Genomic DNA, 18,647 nt, shown 5'->3' with positions numbered 1-18,647 from the left:
GGTGTATGCAAACTTCTTCTCTCGAGGCCGCGGCCCAGGCCCGGCCGAAAAACCGCCTGGGGCTGCTGCTGTTGCCGCTGGTGATCCTGGCAGGCATGGGCCTGTCGGTGGAGGCGGGCCTGTTGGGGCCGCTGGGCGCCCAGGTGGGGCACTTATGGGCGACCTTGAGCATCTTCGCGGTGGGCACGGCAATCTTGCTGCTGCTCCTGCTGTTCAGCGGCCCGCAAAAAGGTCCGGCCCTCAATGAACTGCCGCGCTGGCAGTTGATCGGGGGCTTCCTGGGGCCGATGTATGTGGTGGTACTGACCCTGGCCACGCCCCATATCGGCATTGCCATGACCATGATCGCGATCCTCTGCGGCCAGGTCGGCAAGAGCGTGCTGATCGACCACTTCGGTTGGTTCGGCACCGCCCGCAAGCGGGTCAATGGCGAACGCTGGGTTGCCCTGCTGTTGATTGTGATAGCCCTTGTTTTGATTGCGCGAGGTTAAGGCGATGAATCTGATTGCATTGTTGGTGCTGGTGGTTGCCGCCGGCGCGGTGTTGAGTGTGCAAGCGGCGATCAATGGGCGCCTGGGGCAAACCGTCGGCGTGCTGCGCAGCAGCCTGGTGACGTTCTCGGTGGGCACGCTGGTGACCGGCCTGCTGATCCTGTTTTTTGAGCCGGCCCAGGCCGTCAGCCTGCTCGAGGTGCCCAAGTGGCAGCTGACCGGGGCGCTGTTCGGTGTGGTGTACATGATGGTGATGGTCGGTGCGGTGCCGATCGTGGGCACGGCGGTGGCGACGGTGGCGGTGATCGTCGGCCAATTGGCCATGGGCATGTTGATCGACAACTTCGGCTGGATGGGCAACACGGCCATCGAACTGTCCGGCAGCCGGGTGCTGGCGATGCTGTGCCTGGTGCTGGCCCTGGTGTTCATGTATCGCAGCAGCACGCGCCAGGCTGATTAACGGCGCTGAACCAAGGGCAGCGGCCCGCAGTCACTGCTAAAGGTGCCGGCATTCGCTGCACCGGGACGACCAAAAAAAAGGAGTCTGATCATGCCAGATCCAACCTGTGCCTGCCCGCATTGCAAATGTGTACTGGGGCAGAACGCTGTGACCAAAGACGGCAAGGGCTATTGCTGCCAGGGTTGTGCCGATCACCATGCCCATGGTGAACCGTGCGAGTCGGCCACCGGCTGCGAGTGTGCCAAGTCGGCACACGGCTGAGCGGCCAATAGCGCCAACACCGCCAGGCAGCGTAAGCTGCCTGACTTTTTCCCAGTCGTGGAGTTATATCGTGGCCAAAGCTGCTGCTGTCATTGAAATCCCGGTGTCGGCCGATCAAGTCTGGCAACTGGTCGGTGGGTTCAACTCGTTGCCCGATTGGCTGCCGCTGATTGCCAAGAGCGAACCGGGCGAAGGCGGGCGCGTGCGGCACCTGCAAACCGTGGATGGCGCGGTGGTGGTCGAGCACTTGCAGACCTTCGATAACGTTGCGCGCACCTACAGCTACACCCTCAGCGAATCGCCGTTTCCGGTCAGTGCCTATCTGGCGACATTGCAGGTTGAAGCGCTGGGTGAGCACTCGGCCAAGGTCACCTGGTCGGGTGTGTTCACTCCGGTTGCGGGCGTGACCGATGCCGAGGTTGAAGAGCTGTTCAGCGGCGTCTACACCGGCGGCGTCGAGGCGCTGCGCAAGAACTTCCCGGCCTGATCGGCCACTATCGCCGGCCAGCCGGCGCCTACAGTGGGGTGTGTGTGCGGCAGTCCAGGGTCAGTCGCGCGCCCCCACGCTCGCTGCTGCCAACTTCCAGACGGAAGCCATGCAGGTTGATGATCGCCGCCACAATCGACAGGCCCAGGCCAAAGCTGCCCTGTTGGTTAACCTCATCGACCCGGTAGAAACGCTGGAACACCGCCGCCCGTTCCGCTTCGGGAATCCCTGGGCCGCTGTCCAGGACTTCGATGCGCGTGCTGCCAGCAACGTCGATCCCGCGCAGAATCACCTCGCCGCCCGGCGGGGTGAACTTGATCGAATTACTCAGCAGGTTGGCCAGGGCCTCGAACAGCAGTGCCCGGTCACCGGTAATCGGTGGCAATGCTTCGGGGACTTGCAGCAGCAGTTCCAACTGACCTTCTTCCGCCAGGGGCAGGTAGAAGTCATGGAGTTCCTGGAGCAACGGCAGGGGATCGAAGACCAGGAAGCCGGAGCGTCGTTGACGGTCCTCCAGCTCGGAAATACGCAGCAAACCGCGAAAACGCGCCATCAGCGTGTCGGTCTCGCTGATCACTGTATCGAGCTGCAGGGCCAGGGGGGACTCCTCGCTGGCCTGTTGCTTGATCCGGTACAACTGCGCGCGCAAGCGGGTCAGTGGGGTGCGCAGGTCGTGGGCAATGTTGTCGCACACGCCCTTGACCTCGTTCATCAGTTTTTCAATGCGCTCAAGCATGGCGTTGACGATGGCGGCGAGCATGTCCAGTTCGTCGCGGCGGTTGGACAGCGGCAGGCGGTGGGTCAGGTCGCCGGCGACGATGGCTTCGGCGCTGGCCTGGATCCCGCGAATCCGCCGCAACGGGCGCCGGCGTAGCAGATGCCAACCGGCGACGCCGGGGATGATGGTCAGGGAGATTGCCCAGAGCAGGGCTTGCAGGATGATCCTTGTCACGCCCAGCAATGAACCGTTATCGCGCACCAGCACCAGCCAGCGGCCATCCTGGGTGTGGGTCGCCACCGCGTCGCAACTGCCCCGGGGCAGTTTCGGGTCATCCGATTCGATGCAGTTGGCCAAGGCATGGATGCGCCCGTCCAGGGGCAGGCCTGGGGGGATTTGCTGGAGCGGGCCGCTGAGGGGGCGCTGTTGGCCATCGAACAAGCCATAGGCGTCAATGCCCTTCATATCGAAGGTCATGCTGGTGGCCAGGGCTTCATCCAGTTGCGCGCCTTCGAAGCGCTGGAACAGATGCTGGCGCTGCATCAGCGAATGGCGCGACAGGTCGCCCAGGTAACCCGAGACTTCGTAGTACAGCACCCCCATGAGGATGCAGCTCCAGGCCACGAACAGCGAACTGTACAGGGCCAGCAGGCGGCTGCTGGACGAGCGCCAGCCGTTAGACGGGTTCAGCAATGACATAGCCCGAACCTCGTACCGTGCGGATCAGTGGCGTCAGGCCCGGCGGGTCGATTTTCTTGCGCAGGCGGCCAATGTGCACGTCGATCAGGTTGGTGCCCGGGTCGAAGTGATAACCCCAGACTTCCTCGAAGATCATCATCCGCGAGAGGATTTGCCCGGTGTTGCGCATCAGGAATTCCAGCAGCTTGTACTCGGTGGGCAACAGGCTCAGGGGTTGGTCGGCGCGACTGGCTTCGCGGCTGATCAGGTTCAGTTCCAGGTCGGCCACGCGCAGCGCGGTTTGCGCGGCCTTGAGCGCATTGTTACGGCGCAGCAGCACCTCGACCCGCGCGGCCATCTCGTCGGAGGCAAAGGGTTTGGTCAAGTAATCATCGCCACCGGCCCGCAGGCCGCGCACCCGTTCATCCACGTCGGAGAGGGCGCTGATCATCAGGATCGGCGTCGACACGCCGAGGGTGCGCAAGGTGGTGACGATGGCCAGGCCATCGAGCTCCGGGAGCATACGGTCGAGGGTGATCAGGTCGTAGTCGCCACTGACTGCCCGCGTCAGGCCTTCGCGGCCGTTGTCGACCCAGTCCACGTCCAGTCCATGACTGCTCAGCTCGGCGACGATCTCGCGAGCCGTCACGGCGTCGTCTTCGATAGTCAAAATGCGGGTCATAAGGGTTACCTGGTCACACGGGAGTGGGGGGCATTTTGCCAAGAAATGATAGCGAGGTTTCTAAAAGAAAATTCATGTAGGCCTCGCTCAATGTGGGAGCGGGCTTGCCCTAAGCCAGTCAGTTAAACGCAGATCCCCTGTGGGAGCGGGCTTGCTCGCGAAAGCGGCAGGTCAGTCAACATCAATGTTTGCTGGGCCGACGTCTTCGCGGCGATGCGGCGATCCGACAAGCCCGCTCCCACAAGGTTGGCGGATGTCCCGGGAATGCATAACGCCCGCCACTTAACCTGCGTTCTTGCAAGTTGCATGATCCTAGGAAGTTCAACTTACTTATCTCATTGAAATTAATAGGTTTTTATTTTAACGGCGACTGGCACGCCGCCTGCACTGTCCTTTCCGACAGATGTAACACCATTTTTCAATGCCTGGAGCACAACAACAATGATGACATCCTCATCCACTTTGCAAGAGTCGAGCACGCTCTCCGGGGTTTCCTGGGGGGCGATCTTTGCCGGGGCCGCAGCTGCCGCTGCGTTATCCCTGGTCCTGGTGTTGCTGGGCTTCGGCCTGGGGTTTTCGGCGGTGTCGCCGTGGGCCGACAGCGGCATCAGCGCCAAGGGCCTGGGCATTTCCACGATTGTCTGGCTGGCCTTTACCCAGATTGTCGCGGCGGGGCTGGGCGGATATATCGCCGGCCGGCTGCGGGTCAAATGGGCCAATATGCATGGCGATGAGGTGTACTTTCGCGACACCGCCCACGGCTTTCTGTCCTGGGCCGTGGCCACGCTGGTGACCGCGACCCTGGTGGTCGGCTCGGTCAGCAGCATTGTCGGCGGCGGTGTGCAGGCCGGTGCGAGCGTGGTTTCGGGTGCCGCCAGCGGCTTGACCCAGGCTGCCGGCAACGCGGCCAATGGCGATGACTTCGGCTACTACGTCGACAGCCTGTTCCGCGATGATCGCCCGGCCGCTGCCAGTGACGATGCGGTGCATGGCGTGGTGGCGCGGATTTTCGCCCGCACCCTGGGCAACGACGGCCAGTTGGCGCCGCAAGACCGTACTTACCTGGCGCAGTTGATCAGCCAGCGCACCAACCTCAGCCAGGCCGATGCCGAGCGGCGTGTCGACCAGGTCTACGGTGATGCCCGCAAAGCCCTGGAAGATGCCAAGTTGAAGGCCAAACAGGCCGCCGATACCGCCAGCAAGATCGCCGCGGTGACCTCGCTGTGGACCTTCGTCGCGCTGTTGCTCGGTGCCTTCTTCGCCAGTTTCGCCGCGACCTTCGGCGGTCGCCGCCGGGATGCCGTGGTGTATCTGGAAACCATTCGTTAATTCAAGGAGAACGTCATGCGCTCATTACTGCTGTGGTTCCTCGGTGTGCCGATCCCGGTCATTATCCTGATCGCGATCTTCATGCACTAACCCGCGTACCCGCTTGATCAAGGCCGCTCCTGCATGGCAGGGGCGGCCTTTTTATCAGTCGTCAAACCCCACCTGTTCGTGAATCTCATCGACCTTCAACTCCAGCCGGTACGCCACCGCAATAAACAGCGCCTGGCACAGGCACAGCGTGGCACTGAGCGAGCGGAACGCAAACGAGGAACCTTCATTGACCAGCAACACCGTGTTGGCGCGCTTGGCCAGCGGTGACAGGTTGCTGTCGGTGATGATCAGCGTCTTGGCCTGGTGATGCTGGGCGATACGCAGGCAGTGTTGGGTTTCCTTGCCGTAGGGCGTGAAGCTGATGGCGATCACCAGGTCATTGGCGCGCACGCTGCGCATCTGCTCGCGATAGCTGCCACCCAGGCCCGAGACCAGGTGGATGCGCTTGTTGGTGTGCTGCAGGTTGTAGACCAGGTAGTCGGCCACCGCAAAAGAGCGGCGCACCCCGACCACGTAGATATTGTCGGCGTTGACCACCAGGTCCACGGCTTTCTCGAAGGCTGCGTCGTCCAGTTCCAGGCCCAAACGCTCGATGCCGGACAGTGTGGCATTCACGCATTCACGGGCGAGGTCGCCAGCGCTGGCTTTCTGCGACTTGTTGGCGATCATGCTGCGGATGCGCTGCTGGTAGTTCTGCACCGGCGTGGTCTTGTGGGTATACGCCTCGCGAAACAGCGCCTGCATCTCACTGAACCCGCTGAACCCAAAGCGCTGGGAAAACCGCACGATGGCCGAAGGATGGACTTCGCATTCCCGGGCGATGTCGCTGATGCGGTCGACCATGATCCGATCGCTCTGCTGGCTCATGTAGCTGGCGATGCGCTTGAGCTGGCGGGGCAGGCTTTCGTATTCATCGGTGATCAGCTGCAACAGACGCTCGGCATTGATCGGAGGGCTGGCGAGCATCTCGGCGGGAGCCTGCTGATCGGAGCGGGACATAGGCAATCCTTCTGGCTTGTTCTTACAGGGCAGGTGAGGCGCACCTCGCCCATGACAATAGGTCGATGGGCGCAAGTCTACAGGGAAGGCGGCAAAAAATATCTTAATGGAAAATATATTCCACATAAAATATTTATAGAATAAATATTGATTGCTGGCGCCGGACGTCCTAGTCTGCATCCACCAAGAGCGTCGCCGTCACGACGGCAGGCGCGGGCTGATAAAAATAACAGGAGCCAGCATGGGCCAGACTCGTTTTGCCAGTGGGCGTCAATTGGATCTGATTTGTCTTGGGCGCCTGGGCGTCGATCTCTATGCGCAGCAAGTCGGGGCGCGCCTGGAAGATGTCGCCAGTTTTGCCAAGTACCTGGGCGGCTCCTCCGCCAACATCGCCTTCGGCACTGCGCGGTTGGGGCTCAAGTCGGCGATGTTGAGCCGGGTCGGTGACGATCACATGGGGCGCTTTCTGGTGGAGTCGCTGGTGCGCGAGGGCTGTGATGTCAGTGGCATCACCGTCGACCCACAGCGCCTGACCGCCATGGTGCTGCTGGGCCTCAAGGACCGCGAAACCTTCCCCCTGGTGTTCTACCGCGAAAACTGCGCCGATATGGCCCTGTGTGCCGCCGATATCAGCGAAGCCTTTATTGCCAGCAGCAAGGCGCTGCTGATCACCGGCACTCACTTTTCCACCGACGGCGTGTACCAGGCCAGCCTCCAGGCCCTGGATTACGCCGAGCAACACGGGGTCAAGCGCGTGCTCGATATTGACTACCGCCCGGTGCTCTGGGGCCTGGCGGGCAAGGCTGACGGCGAGACCCGTTTTGTCGCCGACCAGAGCGTCAGCCAGCACCTGCAAGGGATCCTGCCGCGCTTTGACCTGATTGTCGGCACCGAGGAAGAGTTCCTGATTGCCGGCGCCAGCCACGATCTGCAAAGCGCCTTGCGCACGGTGCGCCAACTGACGGCGGCGACCCTGGTGGTCAAGCTCGGCCCGCAGGGTTGCACGGTGATTCACGGGGCGATCCCGGCGCGCCTGGAAGACGGCGCGATCTATCCCGGGGTGCGGGTCGAGGTGCTTAACGTGCTGGGGGCCGGCGATGCGTTTATGGCCGGCTTTCTCAGTGGTTGGTTGAACGAGGCCGATGACCCGCGCTGCTGCCAGCTGGCCAATGCCTGCGGCGGGTTGGTGGTGTCGCGCCATGCCTGCGCCCCGGCGATGCCGACGCTTGCAGAACTCCACTACCTGTTCAGCAGCCCGGTGCCCATCACTCGCCCGGACCAGGACCCGGTATTACAGCGCTTGCATCAGGTCAGCGTGCCGCGCAAGGCCTGGAAGCAGCTGTTTGTGTTTGCTTTCGACCATCGCTGGCAACTGCTGGAGCTGGCGCAAAAAGGCGGCCAGGACCCGGCGCGGATCAGTGCGATCAAGCAACTGTTTATCCAGGCGGTAGAACGCGTAGAAGGCAAACTGCACGAGCAGGGTGTGGAGGCCGATGTGGGTATTTTGGCCGACCAGCGCTTTGGCCAGGACGCGCTGAACGCCGCCACCGGCCGTGGCTGGTGGGTCGCGCGCCCGGTAGAGGTCCAGGGTTCGCGGCCGCTGGCGTTCGAACACGGGCGCTCGATCGGCAGTAACCTGATCGGCTGGCCCCAGGAGCAGATCATCAAGTGCCTGGTGCAGTTTCACCCCGACGACGAGCCCTTGTTGCGCCTGGAACAGGAAGCGCAGCTCAAGGGCCTGTATCAAGCCGCGCAAGCCAGCGGCCACGAACTGCTGCTGGAAGTGGTGCCGCCCAAGGATCACCCTTCGACCTACCCGGATGTGCTCTATCGCAGCCTCAAGCGCCTGTACAACCTGGGTATCTACCCGGCGTGGTGGAAGATTGAGGCGCAGTCGGCCGAGCAGTGGCACCAGCTCGATGAACTGATCGAGGAACGCGACCCCTATTGCCGGGGCGTGGTATTGCTGGGCCTGAATGCGCCGGCGCACTCTTTGGCCGAGGGCTTCCAGCAGGCCAGCCAGAGTCGGACCTGCCGCGGGTTTGCCGTGGGCCGCACGATCTTCCAGGAGCCGAGCAGGGCGTGGATGGCAGGGGAAATCGACGACGAAACGCTGATCCAGCAGGTACAGCAGACCTTCGAACAACTGATCCAGGCCTGGCGCAGCTCGAGAGTTTAAACACGCTCAAATGTGGGCGCCGGCAAGCCAGCTCCCACACAAGCAGATTTCAGCAGCCTCAAGGTTAAAACAATAAAAGGTGCAGCCATGCCCGCAATCCGTATTGGCATCAACCCCATCTCCTGGAGTAACGACGACCTGCCGGCCCTGGGCGGCGAGACGCCGTTGAGCACCGCGCTCAGCGAAGGCAAGGCCATCGGCTACGAAGGTTTCGAACTCAACGGCAAATTCCCCAAGGACGCCAAGGGCGTGGGTGATGTGTTGCGCCCCTACGACCTGGCGCTGGTCTCCGGCTGGTACTCCAGCCGCCTGGCCCGGCGCTCGGTGGCCGAGGAAATCGACGCCATCGCCAGCCATGTGCAACTGCTGCGCGAGAACGGCGCCACGGTATTGGTCTACGGTGAAGTGGCCGACTCGATCCAGGGCTCGCCGATCCGTCTGATCGAGCGCCCGCGCTTTCACAGCGAACAGGCATGGCAGGCCTACGCCGACAAGCTCACTGAGCTTGCGCGTTTTACCCTGTCCCAGGGCGTGCGCCTGGCCTACCACCATCATATGGGCGCGTACGTCGAGTCCCCGGAGGACATCGACACCCTGATGCGCCTCACTGGCCCGGAGGTTGGCCTGTTGTTCGATTCGGGGCACTGTTACATGGGCGGTGGCGAGCCGGTCGAGGTGCTGCGCAAGCATCTGGACCGTATCTGCCATGTGCACTTCAAGGATGTGCGCAAACCGGTGGTGCAACTGGCGCGCAACCAGCTGTGGAGCTTTCCCGACTGTATCGTCAACGGCACCTTCACGGTGCCGGGCGATGGCGATATCGACTTCGCCCAGTTGCTGGACGTGTTGCTGGGCGCTGGCTACAGCGGCTGGTTGGTGGTGGAGGCTGAGCAGGACCCGGCCGTGGCCCCCAGCTATATCTATGCGAAAAAAGGCTTTGATACCTTGCGCGCGCTGCTGGATGCGAGGGCTGCACAATGAGCCTGCTGGTCAAAAGCACCCCGCGCGGGCCAACCATGGTCGCGCTGCCAGAGGGGCGTCTGGAATATGTAGGGTTTGCCGCTTACCGCCTGAGCCTGGGGCAAACACTGCCGGTCAGCGCCAACGACGACGAGCTGTGCCTGGTGCTGCTCAGCGGCCGGGTGACCATCGAAGGCGAAGGCTTCAGCTGGCAAAACCTCGGGGATCGCCAGTCGGTGTTCGAGGATAAGTCGCCGTTCGCAGCTTATCTGCCGCCCAGCACGCGGGCCCAGGTGACAGCCCTGAGCGATGTGCAGATCGCCGTCTGCGCCGCGCCCGGCGCCCTTGCCGCCGGTCTCGCGCCCCGGCTGATCCGCCCCGAGCAGTGCCGGCGCAGTGTGCGCGGCAAGGGCGCCAACACCCGCTACGTCTGCGACATCCTGCCCGACAGCGAGCCGGCCCATTCGCTGCTGGTGGTGGAGGTGCGTACGCCGTCCGGGCACTCATCTAGCTACCCGCCGCACAAGCACGATACCGATGATCTGCCGCACCAGAGCTTTCTTGAAGAGACCTATTACCACCAGATCAACCCCTCCCAGGGCTTTGTGTTCCAGCGGGTGTACACCGACGACCGCAGCATCGACCAGGCCATGGCCGTGGAAAACCACGACCTGGTGGTGGTGCCCAAGGGTTATCACCCGGTCAGCGTGCCCTATGGCTACGAATCGTATTACCTGAACGTGATGGCCGGCCCCAAGCGCGCCTGGCACTTTCACAATGACCCGCAGCACAGTTGGTTGCTGGATCTTTAACCCGTAGGCGCCGAGGGGGCCAAACATGAGCACAACCCGATTGACCATGGCCCAGGCCCTGGTGAAGTTCCTGGATAACCAGTACATCGAAGTCGATGGCGTGCAGAGCAAGTTTGTCGCCGGCGTGTTCACCATCTTTGGCCACGGCAATGTGCTGGGCCTGGGCCAGGCCCTGGAGCAAGACGGTGGCGAGCTCGTGGTGCATCAGGGCCGCAACGAGCAGGGCATGGCCCATGCCGCGATTGGGTTTGCCAAGCAGCACCTGCGGCGCAAGGTCTACGCCTGCAGCGCTTCGGTCGGCCCCGGCGCGGCGAATATGCTGACCGCCGCGGCAACCGCCACCGCCAACCGCATCCCGCTGTTGCTGCTGCCCGGCGATGTGTATGCCTGTCGCCAGCCCGACCCGGTGTTGCAGCAGATCGAGCAATTCCATGACCTGAGCATCAGCACCAACGATGCGTTTCGCGCCGTGAGCAAATACTGGGATCGCATCAACCGCCCTGAACAGTTGATGAGTGCGGCGATCCACGCCATGCGCGTACTGACCGACCCGGCCGAAACCGGCGCCGTGACCCTGGCCTTGCCCCAGGACGTGCAGGCCGAGGCCTGGGATTACCCCGATTACTTCCTGCAAAAACGCGTGCACCGCCTGGACCGACGCCCGGCCACCGAAGCGATGCTGCGCGACGCTGCCGCGCTGCTCAAGTCCAAGCGCAAGCCGCTGATTATCTGCGGGGGCGGGGTCAAGTACTCCGGCGCGAATGCCGCGCTGCAGGCGTTTGCCGAGCGCTTTCAGATCCCCTTTGCCGAGACCCAGGCCGGCAAGAGCGCCATTGTCTCCAGCCACCCGCTGAATGTCGGCGGCATCGGTGAAACCGGCTGCCTGGCCGCCAACCTGCTGGCCCGGGATGCCGACCTGATCATCGGCATCGGCACGCGCTACAGCGACTTCACCACCTCGTCGAAATCCCTGTTCCAACATCCCGAGGTGCAGTTTCTCAACCTCAATATCAGCCCTGGCGATGTGCTGAAGCTCGACGGTGTCCAGGTGCTGGCAGATGCCAGGGTCGGGCTGCTGGCATTGGCCGACGCGCTGGGCGATTACGCCACGCAATGGGGCGAGCAGCCCCGCCAGGCCCGTGCGCAGGGGGATGCCGAAGTGGACCGGGTCTATCAGGCGCGCTACACCGACGCCGACTTCAGCCCCGAGATCCACGACCACATGGATGCGGCGGTGCTACGCGAATTCATCGAGCTGACCGGCTCCTGCCTGACCCAGAGCCAGGTACTGGGTGTGCTTAACGCGACCCTGGCCGACGACGCGGTGATTGTGGCCGCCGCCGGCAGCCTGCCGGGGGATTTGCAGCGCAGTTGGCGCAGCAAGGGGGTCAACACCTACCACGTCGAGTACGGTTATTCGTGCATGGGCTACGAGATCAACGCAGCCCTGGGGGTGAAGCTGGCCGAGCCGGCGCGCGAGGTCTACGCCCTGGTGGGCGATGGCTCCTACATGATGCTGCATTCGGAGCTGGCCACCTCGATCCAGGAGCGGCGCAAAATCAACGTGGTGCTGCTGGACAACATGGCCTTCGGTTGCATCAACAACCTGCAGATGGGCAATGGCATGGACAGCTTCGGCACCGAGTTCCGCTTCCGCAACCCCGACAGCGGCAAGCTCGATGGCGGCCTGGTGCCGGTGGATTTCGCCATGAGCGCGGCGGCCTATGGTTGCAAGACCTACAAGGTCACGACGGTTGCGCAGCTGCACGCCGCGCTGGCTGATGCACGCGCGCAGAGCGTGTCGACGCTGATCGATATCAAGGTGCTGCCCAAGACCATGATCCACGGCTACCTGTCGTGGTGGCGGGTTGGCGTGGCGCAGGTGTCCACCAGCGAACGCACCAATGCCTGCGCCAAACAACTCAATGAACGCCTGGCCAAGGCCCGGCAGTACTGACCATAAGAGGAGCGTTGCCATGTCTTTGAAGCTGGGTGTGATCGGTACGGGCGCCATCGGCCGGGACCATATCCGCCGGTGCAGCCAGACCTTGCTCAACAGCCAGGTGGTGGCGGTCACCGATATCAACCTTGAGCAGGCGGCCCAGGTGGTGGCTGACCTGCAACTGAACGCCGAGGTGTACGCCGACGGTCATGCGCTGATCCATTCGGCGCAGGTCGAGGCGGTGCTGGTCACCTCCTGGGGCCCCAGCCATGAGGAATTTGTGCTGGCGGCTATCGCAGCTGGCAAACCGGTGTTCTGTGAAAAACCCCTGGCTGTCACGGCCCAAGGCTGTCGCAAGATCGTCGAGGCGGAAGTGGCCCACGGCAAGCGCCTGGTTCAGGTCGGTTTCATGCGCCCGTATGACCAGGGCTACCAGGCGCTCAAGGCGGTGATCGACAGCGGCCAGATCGGCGAGCCGTTGATGCTGCACTGCGCCCACCGCAACCCGACGGTGGGGGAAAACTACAACACCGGCATGGCCATCACCGACACTTTGATCCACGAGCTGGACGTGCTGCGCTGGCTGCTGGCCGATGACTATGTGTCAGTGCAGGTGGTGTTCCCGCGTAAAACCAGCAAGGCCCTGAGCCATTTGCGCGACCCGCAGATCGTGCTGCTGGAAACCGCCAGGGGTACGCGGATCGATGTGGAAGTGTTTGTGAACTGCCAGTACGGCTACGACATCCAGTGTGAAGTGGTGGGGGAGACGGGCATTGCCAAATTGCCAGAACCGTCCCAGGTGCAACTGCGCAGCGGCGCCAAGCTATCGAATGCAATTCTGATGGATTGGAAAGACCGTTTTATTGGCGCTTATGACGTGGAGTTGCAGGCCTTTATCGATGGCGTGCGCGCCGGTCAGGTGGGGGGGCCTTCAGCCTGGGATGGTTTTGCGGCGGCGGTGGCGGCGGATGCGTGTATCGAGGCCCAGGGCAGTGGGCAGATCGTTGCGGTCAGCTTGCCGCAGCGCCCGGCATTCTACGGCTAGCGCGGTCAATGTAGGAGCTGGCTTGCCTGCGATGGCGGTGGTTCAGGTTAGAAATACTTGACTGATCTACCGCTATCGCAGGCAAGCCAGCTCCTACATTTTGATTGGGTTTGCAGATCACGAGAGGAGTTGGTTCATGCGAATCGGACTGGTTGGATACGGCCACGGTGGCCGTTTTTTTCATGCCCCGCTGATCGCCACTTTGCCCGGGGCAATCTTCGTTGGCGTGGTGACCCGCGCCCCCGAGCGCCGCCAGCAACTGGCGACGGAGCATCCCGGGGTGCCGGCATTCGACAGCATCGCGCAGATCGTCGAAGCCGGGGTGGAGGTGCTGGTGATCTCCACCACCCTCAAGGGCCGCCCGGCCCTGGTGCTGGAGGCCATTGAATATGGTGTGGCGGTGGTAAGCGACAAACCCTTCGCCGCCAATGCCGAGCAGGCGCGGGCGCTGATTAGCGCCGCCGAACGTGAAGGGGTAAAACTCAGCGTCTACCAGAACCGGCGCTGGGATTCGGACTACCTGACCCTGCGCAAGCTGATCGAGGCTGGCGCCCTGGGTACTATCACCCGCTTTGAATCCAGGGTAGAGCGCTACAGCCCGCAAGCGGTGGGCAACGCCAGCGGCGGCGGGTTCCTGCGGGATCTGGGCAGCCATCTGGTGGACCAGGCCTTGCAGCTGTTCGGTCCGGTAGAGCTGGTGTATGCGCAATTGCAGTACAGCGCCGAGCATCCCACGGTCGATCATGGCTTCTTTGTCTGCCTGACCCACGCCAACGGGGTGATTTCCCACCTGTGGGGCAGCGCCCTGCAAAACAGCCAGGCCCCGCGTTTTCGAGTGAACGGCACGGCGGGCTGCTACACCGTCGAAGGCCTGGATGGCCAGGAACAGGCGCTGCTGGCCGGCAAGAATCCGAAGACCGAAGGTGAACACTGGGGCGCCGAAGATCATCGCCGCTGGGGCTGGTTCGAACAAGGCGCGGAACGCGAGCGGATCCCTTCGCAAAAGGGCGCCTGGAACCAGTTCTATCGCCAATTGCAAAGCGCAGTCCAGGGCCAGGGCGAACTGCCGGTGCAGGCCAGGGATGCCTGGGAAGCCACCTGCGTGCTGGATGCCGCCAGGCTCAGCGCCGAGCGCCGGCAAGTGGTGGAGATGGCCACGCTGGAAGGGGTAGAGTGGAAATAGAATAAAATTCTAAAATGAGTTGATATGGAAATTATTTTCCAATAAAGTCGTTTCCAGGTTGCTGAAAGTCTGTCCCGGCCTTCCTTTATAAAGGACGCGGTGGGCTCAACAAAAACAAGATAAAAAAACAACCAGGTACCGTCAGATGAAAATCTTCAACGCTGTACTGCGAGTGTTACGTACTGCCTTCCCGCCCCGCGCACGGCCCTTCTATTTCTCTTTTCTCAATGTCCTTTGCATCGAAAGCAAGGGCGCCCTGGTGTGCTGCATTCCGGGGGCGCCCGTGGTACGGCTGCCTGCTGCCAACTCATCGCTCTGATAAACGCTACGTCCAGAAAACCAACAAGAAAGTGGAGACAGACCGTTCATGAAGACCCAGATCCGTTTCGCCTCGCTGGCCTTGTCGACGCTGCTTGCCAGCGGCGTGGCCGCGGCCGCCGATATCAAGATTGGCGTCAGCATGTCGCAGTTCGACGACACCTTCCTCACCTACCTGCGTGAGGATATGGACAAGCAAGCCAAGTCCTACCCCAAGGGCGACGGCGTGCAACTGCAGTTCGAAGATGCCCGCGCCGACGTGGTCAAGCAACTGAGCCAGGTCGAGAACTTTATCAGCCAGAAAGTCGATGCCATGGTGGTCAACCCGGTGGACACCGCCTCCACCGCACGCATTACCAAGGCCGCGGTGGCAGCCGGTATCCCGCTGGTCTACGTCAACCGCCGCCCGGATCAGACCGACCTGCCCAAAGGGGTGGTGACGGTGACGTCCAATGACGTCGAGGCCGGCAAACTGCAAATGCAGTACCTGGCCGAGAAACTGGGCGGCAAAGGCAAAATCGTGATTCTGCTGGGTGACCTGGCCAACAACTCGACGACCAATCGCACCAAGGGCGTCAAGGAGGTCCTCGGCAAATACCCGGACATCAAGATTGAACAGGAGCAGACCGGGATCTGGCTGCGGGACAAGGGCATGACCCTGGTGAACGATTGGCTGACCCAGGGCCGCGAGTTCAATGCGGTCGTGGCCAACAATGACGAAATGGCGATTGGCGCGGCCATGGCCTTGAAAACCGCGGGCGTCAAACCGGGCAGCGTGTTGATTGGCGGCGTCGATGGCACGCCCGACGGCTTGAATGCGATTACCAAGGGCGAGATGGCGCTCTCGGTGTTCCAGGATGCCAAGGGGCAGGCGGTCGGTTCGGTGGAGGCGGCGGTGAAAATGGCCAGGGGCGAGGCGGTCGAGCAAAACGTCGTGGTGCCGTTCCAGTTGATCACCCCGGACAATGTCGCGTCGTTCAAGTAGCGTTCAATAACAACAATAAGCCCGCAGGGCGGTCGCAATCGCCCTGCCGATGGAGCCCCGATATGCTCGCTCAAGCGACTGCGTTGCAGCCCGCAGGTCTAGAAGAGCCTTACCTGCTGGAAATCGCCCATATCAGCAAAGGTTTTCCCGGCGTCGTGGCCCTGGACGATGTGCAACTGCGGGTGCGCCCCGGCTCGGTCCTGGCGCTGATGGGAGAGAACGGTGCCGGCAAGTCGACGCTGATGAAAATCATCGCCGGCATCTACCAGCCCGACGCCGGCCAAATCCGCCTGCGGGGCAAGCCGGTGGTGTTTGATACCCCCCTGGCCGCCTTGCAGTCGGGCATCGCGATGATCCACCAGGAACTCAACCTGATGCCCCATATGAGCATCGCCGAGAACATCTGGATCGGCCGCGAGCAGCTCAATGGCCTGCGCCTGGTCAATCACCGGGCCATGCACCGTTGCACTGCGCAGTTGCTGGCGCGGCTGCGGATCAACCTCGACCCCGAGGAGCAGGTTGGCAACTTGAGCATTGCCGAGCGGCAGATGGTGGAGATTGCCAAGGCGGTGTCCTACGACTCCGACATCCTGATCATGGATGAGCCGACGTCGGCGATTACCGACAAGGAAGTGGCCCACCTGTTTTCGATCATTGCCGACCTCAAGGCCCAGGGCAAAGGCATCATCTATATCACCCATAAAATGAATGAAGTGTTTGCCATTGCCGATGAGGTGGCGGTGTTTCGCGATGGCGCCTATATCGGCCTGCAACGCGCCGACAGCATGGACAGCGACAGCCTGATCTCGATGATGGTCGGGCGCGAATTGAGCCAACTGTTCCCGGTGCGCGACAAACCCATCGGCGAGTTGCTGCTGTCGGTGCGCGACCTGCGCCTGGACGGGGTGTTCCAGGGCGTGTCCTTTGACCTGCATGCCGGCGAGATCCTCGGCATTGCCGGGCTGATGGGCTCGGGCCGCACCAATGTGGCGGAAACGATTTTCGGCATTACCCCAAGCGACGGCGGCGAGATCCGCCTCGACGGCCAGGTGCTGCGCATCAGCGACCCGCACATGGCGATCAAGCAGGGTTTTGCGCTGTTGACCGAGGACCGCAAGCTCAGTGGCCTGTTCCCGTGCCTGTCAGTCCTGGAAAACATGGAAATGGCCGTGCTGCCCCATTACTCGGGCAAGGGCTTTATCCAGCAAAAAGCCCTGCGGGCCTTGTGCGAGGACATGTGCAAGAAGCTGCGGGTAAAAACCCCCTCCCTTGAGCAGTGCATCGACACCCTGTCGGGCGGCAATCAGCAAAAGGCCCTGTTGGCCCGTTGGTTGATGACCCAGCCACGGCTGTTGATCCTCGATGAGCCGACCCGTGGCATCGATGTCGGGGCCAAGGCCGAGATCTATCGCCTGATTGCCTTCCTGGCCAGCGAGGGCATGGCGGTGATCATGATTTCTTCGGAACTGCCGGAAGTGCTGGGCATGAGTGACCGGGTGATGGTGATGCACGAAGGCGAGTTGATGGGCACCCTGGACCGGGCCGAGGCCACCCAGGAAAAAGTCATGCAGTTGGCTTCCGGTATGACGGCAGTCCACTAACGAATAAAAAAGGTGACGGGTAATGAACGCAATACTGGAAAGCAAACCCGAGGAAAAAAAGCCCGCTGCGGCACCGGTCAAGAGCCGGCGGCGGTTTCCTACCGAGCTGAGCATTTTCCTGGTGCTGATCGGTATCGGCCTGGTGTTCGAAGTGTTTGGCTGGATCGTGCGTGACCAGAGCTTTTTGATGAACTCCCAGCGCCTGGTGCTGATGATCCTGCAGGTGTCGATCATCGGCTTGCTGGCGATTGGCGTGACCCAGGTGATCATTACCACGGGGATCGACCTGTCGTCGGGCTCGGTGCTGGCGTTGTCGGCAATGATTGCCGCGAGCCTGGCGCAAACCTCGGACTTTTCCCGCGCGGTGTTTCCATCGCTGACGGACTTGCCAGTGTGGATCCCGGTGGTGGCCGGCCTGGGCGTGGGCCTGCTGGCGGGGGCGATCAACGGCAGCATCATCGCCATTACCGGCATCCCGCCGTTTATTGCGACCTTGGGCATGATGGTCTCGGCCCGTGGCCTGGCGCGTTATTACACCGAAGGCCAGCCGGTGAGCATGTTGTCGGATTCCTACACGGCCATCGGCCATGGCGCGATGCCGGTGATCATCTTTCTGGTGGTGGCGGTGATCTTCCACATTGCCTTGCGCTACACCAAGTACGGCAAGTACACCTACGCCATCGGCGGAAATATGCAGGCGGCGCGTACCTCGGGGATCAACGTCAAGCGGCACCTGATCATTGTCTACAGCATTGCCGGGCTGCTGGCCGGGTTGGCGGGTGTGGTTGCCTCGGCTCGGGCGGCTACCGGGCAGGCGGGGATGGGCATGTCTTATGAGCTGGACGCGATTGCCGCTGCGGTGATCGGCGGCACCAGCCTGGCGGGCGGGGTAGGGCGCATCACCGGCACGGTGATTGGCGCGCTGATCCTCGGGGTGATGGCCAGCGGGTTTACCTTCGTGGGGGTGGACGCGTACATCCAGGACATCATCAAGGGCCTGATCATCGTGGTGGCGGTGGTGATCGACCAGTATCGCAATAAACGCAAGCTCAAGCGCTGAGCGAGATTTGAATCAAAAAGTGGGGCTTGTTTGTGTGGGAGCGGGCTTGCCCGCGATAGCGATGGGTCAGTCAAATATCTATCAACTGACCCACCGCTATCGCGGGCAAGCCCGCTCCTACATTTATGCACCGCCAACCGTTTGTCTTCTATATAGCTCCACAACACTGAATTTCTTGCTATAAACGCACTCCGATAACCACCTGCCGAGCCCGTCCTGGTGCCTTTTGGGGGAATGTCGGACAAATTGCCTGTCATTTCAGTTGCTGCGCCCTCAAGTCAGCCGTAGACTGCCGCCCCTCGTAAATTGAGTGCCGGGTGGCGCTTGGAATGGACGGCGTCTTTCCCCGACCTGCAGAGGTTGGCCGGAACGCTCCCTTATTCGCCTTAATGCACGTATTTTTTAT

Annotated in this window: 17 protein-coding genes; 14 read left to right on the top strand and 3 right to left on the bottom strand. The window is 62.1% G+C overall.

Annotation, left to right across the window (positions count from 1 at the left end; all coding sequences use genetic code 11):
- Positions 1-5: 5 nt before the first annotated feature.
- The 4 genes from ACO77H_RS17480 to ACO77H_RS17465 all read left to right on the top strand — a co-directional run bounded on the left by ACO77H_RS17480 (position 6) and on the right by ACO77H_RS17465 (position 1,699).
- Complete coding sequence (locus tag ACO77H_RS17480; RefSeq protein ID WP_169954740.1) at positions 6-491, top strand: DMT family transporter; 486 nt, start codon at positions 6-8, stop codon at positions 489-491.
- Positions 492-495: 4 nt separating this feature from the next.
- Positions 496-951 (top strand): DMT family transporter, encoded by a 456-nt coding sequence (locus ACO77H_RS17475; RefSeq protein WP_169954739.1) that lies wholly within the window; start codon positions 496-498, stop codon positions 949-951.
- Positions 952-1,041: 90 nt separating this feature from the next.
- Positions 1,042-1,212, top strand: coding sequence for a metallothionein (locus ACO77H_RS17470; protein ID WP_169954738.1), 171 nt, complete (start codon positions 1,042-1,044; stop codon positions 1,210-1,212).
- Between the two features lie 70 nt (positions 1,213-1,282).
- On the top strand, positions 1,283-1,699 hold the full coding sequence (locus ACO77H_RS17465) for an SRPBCC family protein (protein WP_169954737.1): 417 nt from the start codon (positions 1,283-1,285) through the stop codon (positions 1,697-1,699).
- Between the two features lie 28 nt (positions 1,700-1,727).
- Here the strand turns inward: ACO77H_RS17465 and ACO77H_RS17460 are convergent, their stop codons facing one another.
- Together ACO77H_RS17460 and ACO77H_RS17455 are read right to left on the bottom strand one after the other, a co-directional pair.
- Positions 1,728-3,116, bottom strand: a complete 1,389-nt coding sequence (locus tag ACO77H_RS17460) for a sensor histidine kinase (RefSeq protein WP_172314506.1) — start codon at positions 3,114-3,116, stop codon at positions 1,728-1,730.
- Complete coding sequence (locus ACO77H_RS17455; RefSeq protein WP_169954735.1) at positions 3,094-3,777, bottom strand: response regulator transcription factor; 684 nt, start codon at positions 3,775-3,777, stop codon at positions 3,094-3,096. The genes ACO77H_RS17460 and ACO77H_RS17455 overlap by 23 nt, the downstream gene beginning before the upstream one ends.
- 441 nt (positions 3,778-4,218) lie before the next feature.
- Between ACO77H_RS17455 and ACO77H_RS17450 the strand changes: the two genes are divergently transcribed.
- Positions 4,219-5,106: a hypothetical protein gene (locus ACO77H_RS17450; RefSeq protein WP_169954734.1), complete on the top strand. Its 888-nt coding sequence runs from the start codon at positions 4,219-4,221 to the stop codon at positions 5,104-5,106.
- Positions 5,107-5,250: 144 nt separating this feature from the next.
- On the opposite strand, the gene ACO77H_RS17445 is transcribed toward ACO77H_RS17450, so the two are convergent.
- Positions 5,251-6,156, bottom strand: a complete 906-nt coding sequence (locus ACO77H_RS17445; protein ID WP_169954733.1) for a MurR/RpiR family transcriptional regulator — start codon at positions 6,154-6,156, stop codon at positions 5,251-5,253.
- 241 nt (positions 6,157-6,397) lie between these two features.
- Here ACO77H_RS17445 and ACO77H_RS17440 point away from each other — a divergent pair, with 241 nt between their 5' ends.
- The 9 genes from ACO77H_RS17440 (at position 6,398) to ACO77H_RS17400 (ending at position 18,241) form a co-directional block, all read left to right on the top strand.
- On the top strand, positions 6,398-8,335 hold the full coding sequence (locus ACO77H_RS17440; RefSeq protein ID WP_432754356.1) for a bifunctional 5-dehydro-2-deoxygluconokinase/5-dehydro-2-deoxyphosphogluconate aldolase: 1,938 nt from the start codon (positions 6,398-6,400) through the stop codon (positions 8,333-8,335).
- An 87-nt stretch (positions 8,336-8,422) separates the two neighbouring features.
- Positions 8,423-9,316, top strand: coding sequence for a myo-inosose-2 dehydratase (iolE, locus tag ACO77H_RS17435; protein WP_169954731.1), 894 nt, complete (start codon positions 8,423-8,425; stop codon positions 9,314-9,316).
- Complete coding sequence (iolB, locus tag ACO77H_RS17430) at positions 9,313-10,107, top strand: 5-deoxy-glucuronate isomerase (protein ID WP_169954730.1); 795 nt, start codon at positions 9,313-9,315, stop codon at positions 10,105-10,107. The genes iolE and iolB overlap by 4 nt, the downstream gene beginning before the upstream one ends.
- 25 nt (positions 10,108-10,132) lie before the next feature.
- Complete coding sequence (iolD, locus tag ACO77H_RS17425) at positions 10,133-12,064, top strand: 3D-(3,5/4)-trihydroxycyclohexane-1,2-dione acylhydrolase (decyclizing) (RefSeq protein WP_432754355.1); 1,932 nt, start codon at positions 10,133-10,135, stop codon at positions 12,062-12,064.
- Between the two features lie 19 nt (positions 12,065-12,083).
- On the top strand, positions 12,084-13,094 hold the full coding sequence (locus ACO77H_RS17420; protein WP_169954728.1) for a Gfo/Idh/MocA family protein: 1,011 nt from the start codon (positions 12,084-12,086) through the stop codon (positions 13,092-13,094).
- A gap of 136 nt (positions 13,095-13,230) precedes the next feature.
- Positions 13,231-14,277, top strand: coding sequence for a Gfo/Idh/MocA family protein (locus ACO77H_RS17415; protein ID WP_172314512.1), 1,047 nt, complete (start codon positions 13,231-13,233; stop codon positions 14,275-14,277).
- A gap of 367 nt (positions 14,278-14,644) precedes the next feature.
- The gene (locus tag ACO77H_RS17410) at positions 14,645-15,580 is read left to right on the top strand and encodes a sugar ABC transporter substrate-binding protein (protein ID WP_432754354.1); all 936 of its coding nucleotides are present in this window, start codon (positions 14,645-14,647) and stop codon (positions 15,578-15,580) included.
- 62 nt (positions 15,581-15,642) lie between these two features.
- Positions 15,643-17,181: a sugar ABC transporter ATP-binding protein gene (locus ACO77H_RS17405; protein ID WP_169954725.1), complete on the top strand. Its 1,539-nt coding sequence runs from the start codon at positions 15,643-15,645 to the stop codon at positions 17,179-17,181.
- Positions 17,182-17,203: 22 nt separating this feature from the next.
- Positions 17,204-18,241, top strand: coding sequence for an ABC transporter permease (locus ACO77H_RS17400; protein WP_169954724.1), 1,038 nt, complete (start codon positions 17,204-17,206; stop codon positions 18,239-18,241).
- Positions 18,242-18,647: the final 406 nt, after the last annotated feature.

It is taken from the genome of Pseudomonas sp. WMBT8 (assembly GCF_050916005.1).
Classification (GTDB): Bacteria; Pseudomonadota; Gammaproteobacteria; order Pseudomonadales; family Pseudomonadaceae; genus Aquipseudomonas.
This window is presented reverse-complemented; position numbering and strand designations above follow the sequence as displayed.

What these genes read in the sequence shown, in the direction of transcription:
- iolE (WP_169954731.1), top strand. Translation starts at nt 8,423, where the DNA reads ATGCCCGCAATCCGTATTGGCATCAACCCCATCTCCTGGAGTAACGAC.
- ACO77H_RS17450 (WP_169954734.1), top strand. Translation starts at nt 4,219, where the DNA reads ATGATGACATCCTCATCCACTTTGCAAGAGTCGAGCACGCTCTCCGGG.
- ACO77H_RS17460 (WP_172314506.1), bottom strand. Translation starts at nt 3,116, where the DNA reads ATGTCATTGCTGAACCCGTCTAACGGCTGGCGCTCGTCCAGCAGCCGC.
- ACO77H_RS17455 (WP_169954735.1), bottom strand. Translation starts at nt 3,777, where the DNA reads ATGACCCGCATTTTGACTATCGAAGACGACGCCGTGACGGCTCGCGAG.
- ACO77H_RS17440 (WP_432754356.1), top strand. Translation starts at nt 6,398, where the DNA reads ATGGGCCAGACTCGTTTTGCCAGTGGGCGTCAATTGGATCTGATTTGT.
- ACO77H_RS17420 (WP_169954728.1), top strand. Translation starts at nt 12,084, where the DNA reads ATGTCTTTGAAGCTGGGTGTGATCGGTACGGGCGCCATCGGCCGGGAC.
- ACO77H_RS17405 (WP_169954725.1), top strand. Translation starts at nt 15,643, where the DNA reads ATGCTCGCTCAAGCGACTGCGTTGCAGCCCGCAGGTCTAGAAGAGCCT.
- ACO77H_RS17480 (WP_169954740.1), top strand. Translation starts at nt 6, where the DNA reads ATGCAAACTTCTTCTCTCGAGGCCGCGGCCCAGGCCCGGCCGAAAAAC.
- ACO77H_RS17400 (WP_169954724.1), top strand. Translation starts at nt 17,204, where the DNA reads ATGAACGCAATACTGGAAAGCAAACCCGAGGAAAAAAAGCCCGCTGCG.
- ACO77H_RS17410 (WP_432754354.1), top strand. Translation starts at nt 14,645, where the DNA reads ATGAAGACCCAGATCCGTTTCGCCTCGCTGGCCTTGTCGACGCTGCTT.
- ACO77H_RS17475 (WP_169954739.1), top strand. Translation starts at nt 496, where the DNA reads ATGAATCTGATTGCATTGTTGGTGCTGGTGGTTGCCGCCGGCGCGGTG.
- ACO77H_RS17415 (WP_172314512.1), top strand. Translation starts at nt 13,231, where the DNA reads ATGCGAATCGGACTGGTTGGATACGGCCACGGTGGCCGTTTTTTTCAT.
- ACO77H_RS17470 (WP_169954738.1), top strand. Translation starts at nt 1,042, where the DNA reads ATGCCAGATCCAACCTGTGCCTGCCCGCATTGCAAATGTGTACTGGGG.
- iolB (WP_169954730.1), top strand. Translation starts at nt 9,313, where the DNA reads ATGAGCCTGCTGGTCAAAAGCACCCCGCGCGGGCCAACCATGGTCGCG.
- ACO77H_RS17445 (WP_169954733.1), bottom strand. Translation starts at nt 6,156, where the DNA reads ATGTCCCGCTCCGATCAGCAGGCTCCCGCCGAGATGCTCGCCAGCCCT.
- iolD (WP_432754355.1), top strand. Translation starts at nt 10,133, where the DNA reads ATGAGCACAACCCGATTGACCATGGCCCAGGCCCTGGTGAAGTTCCTG.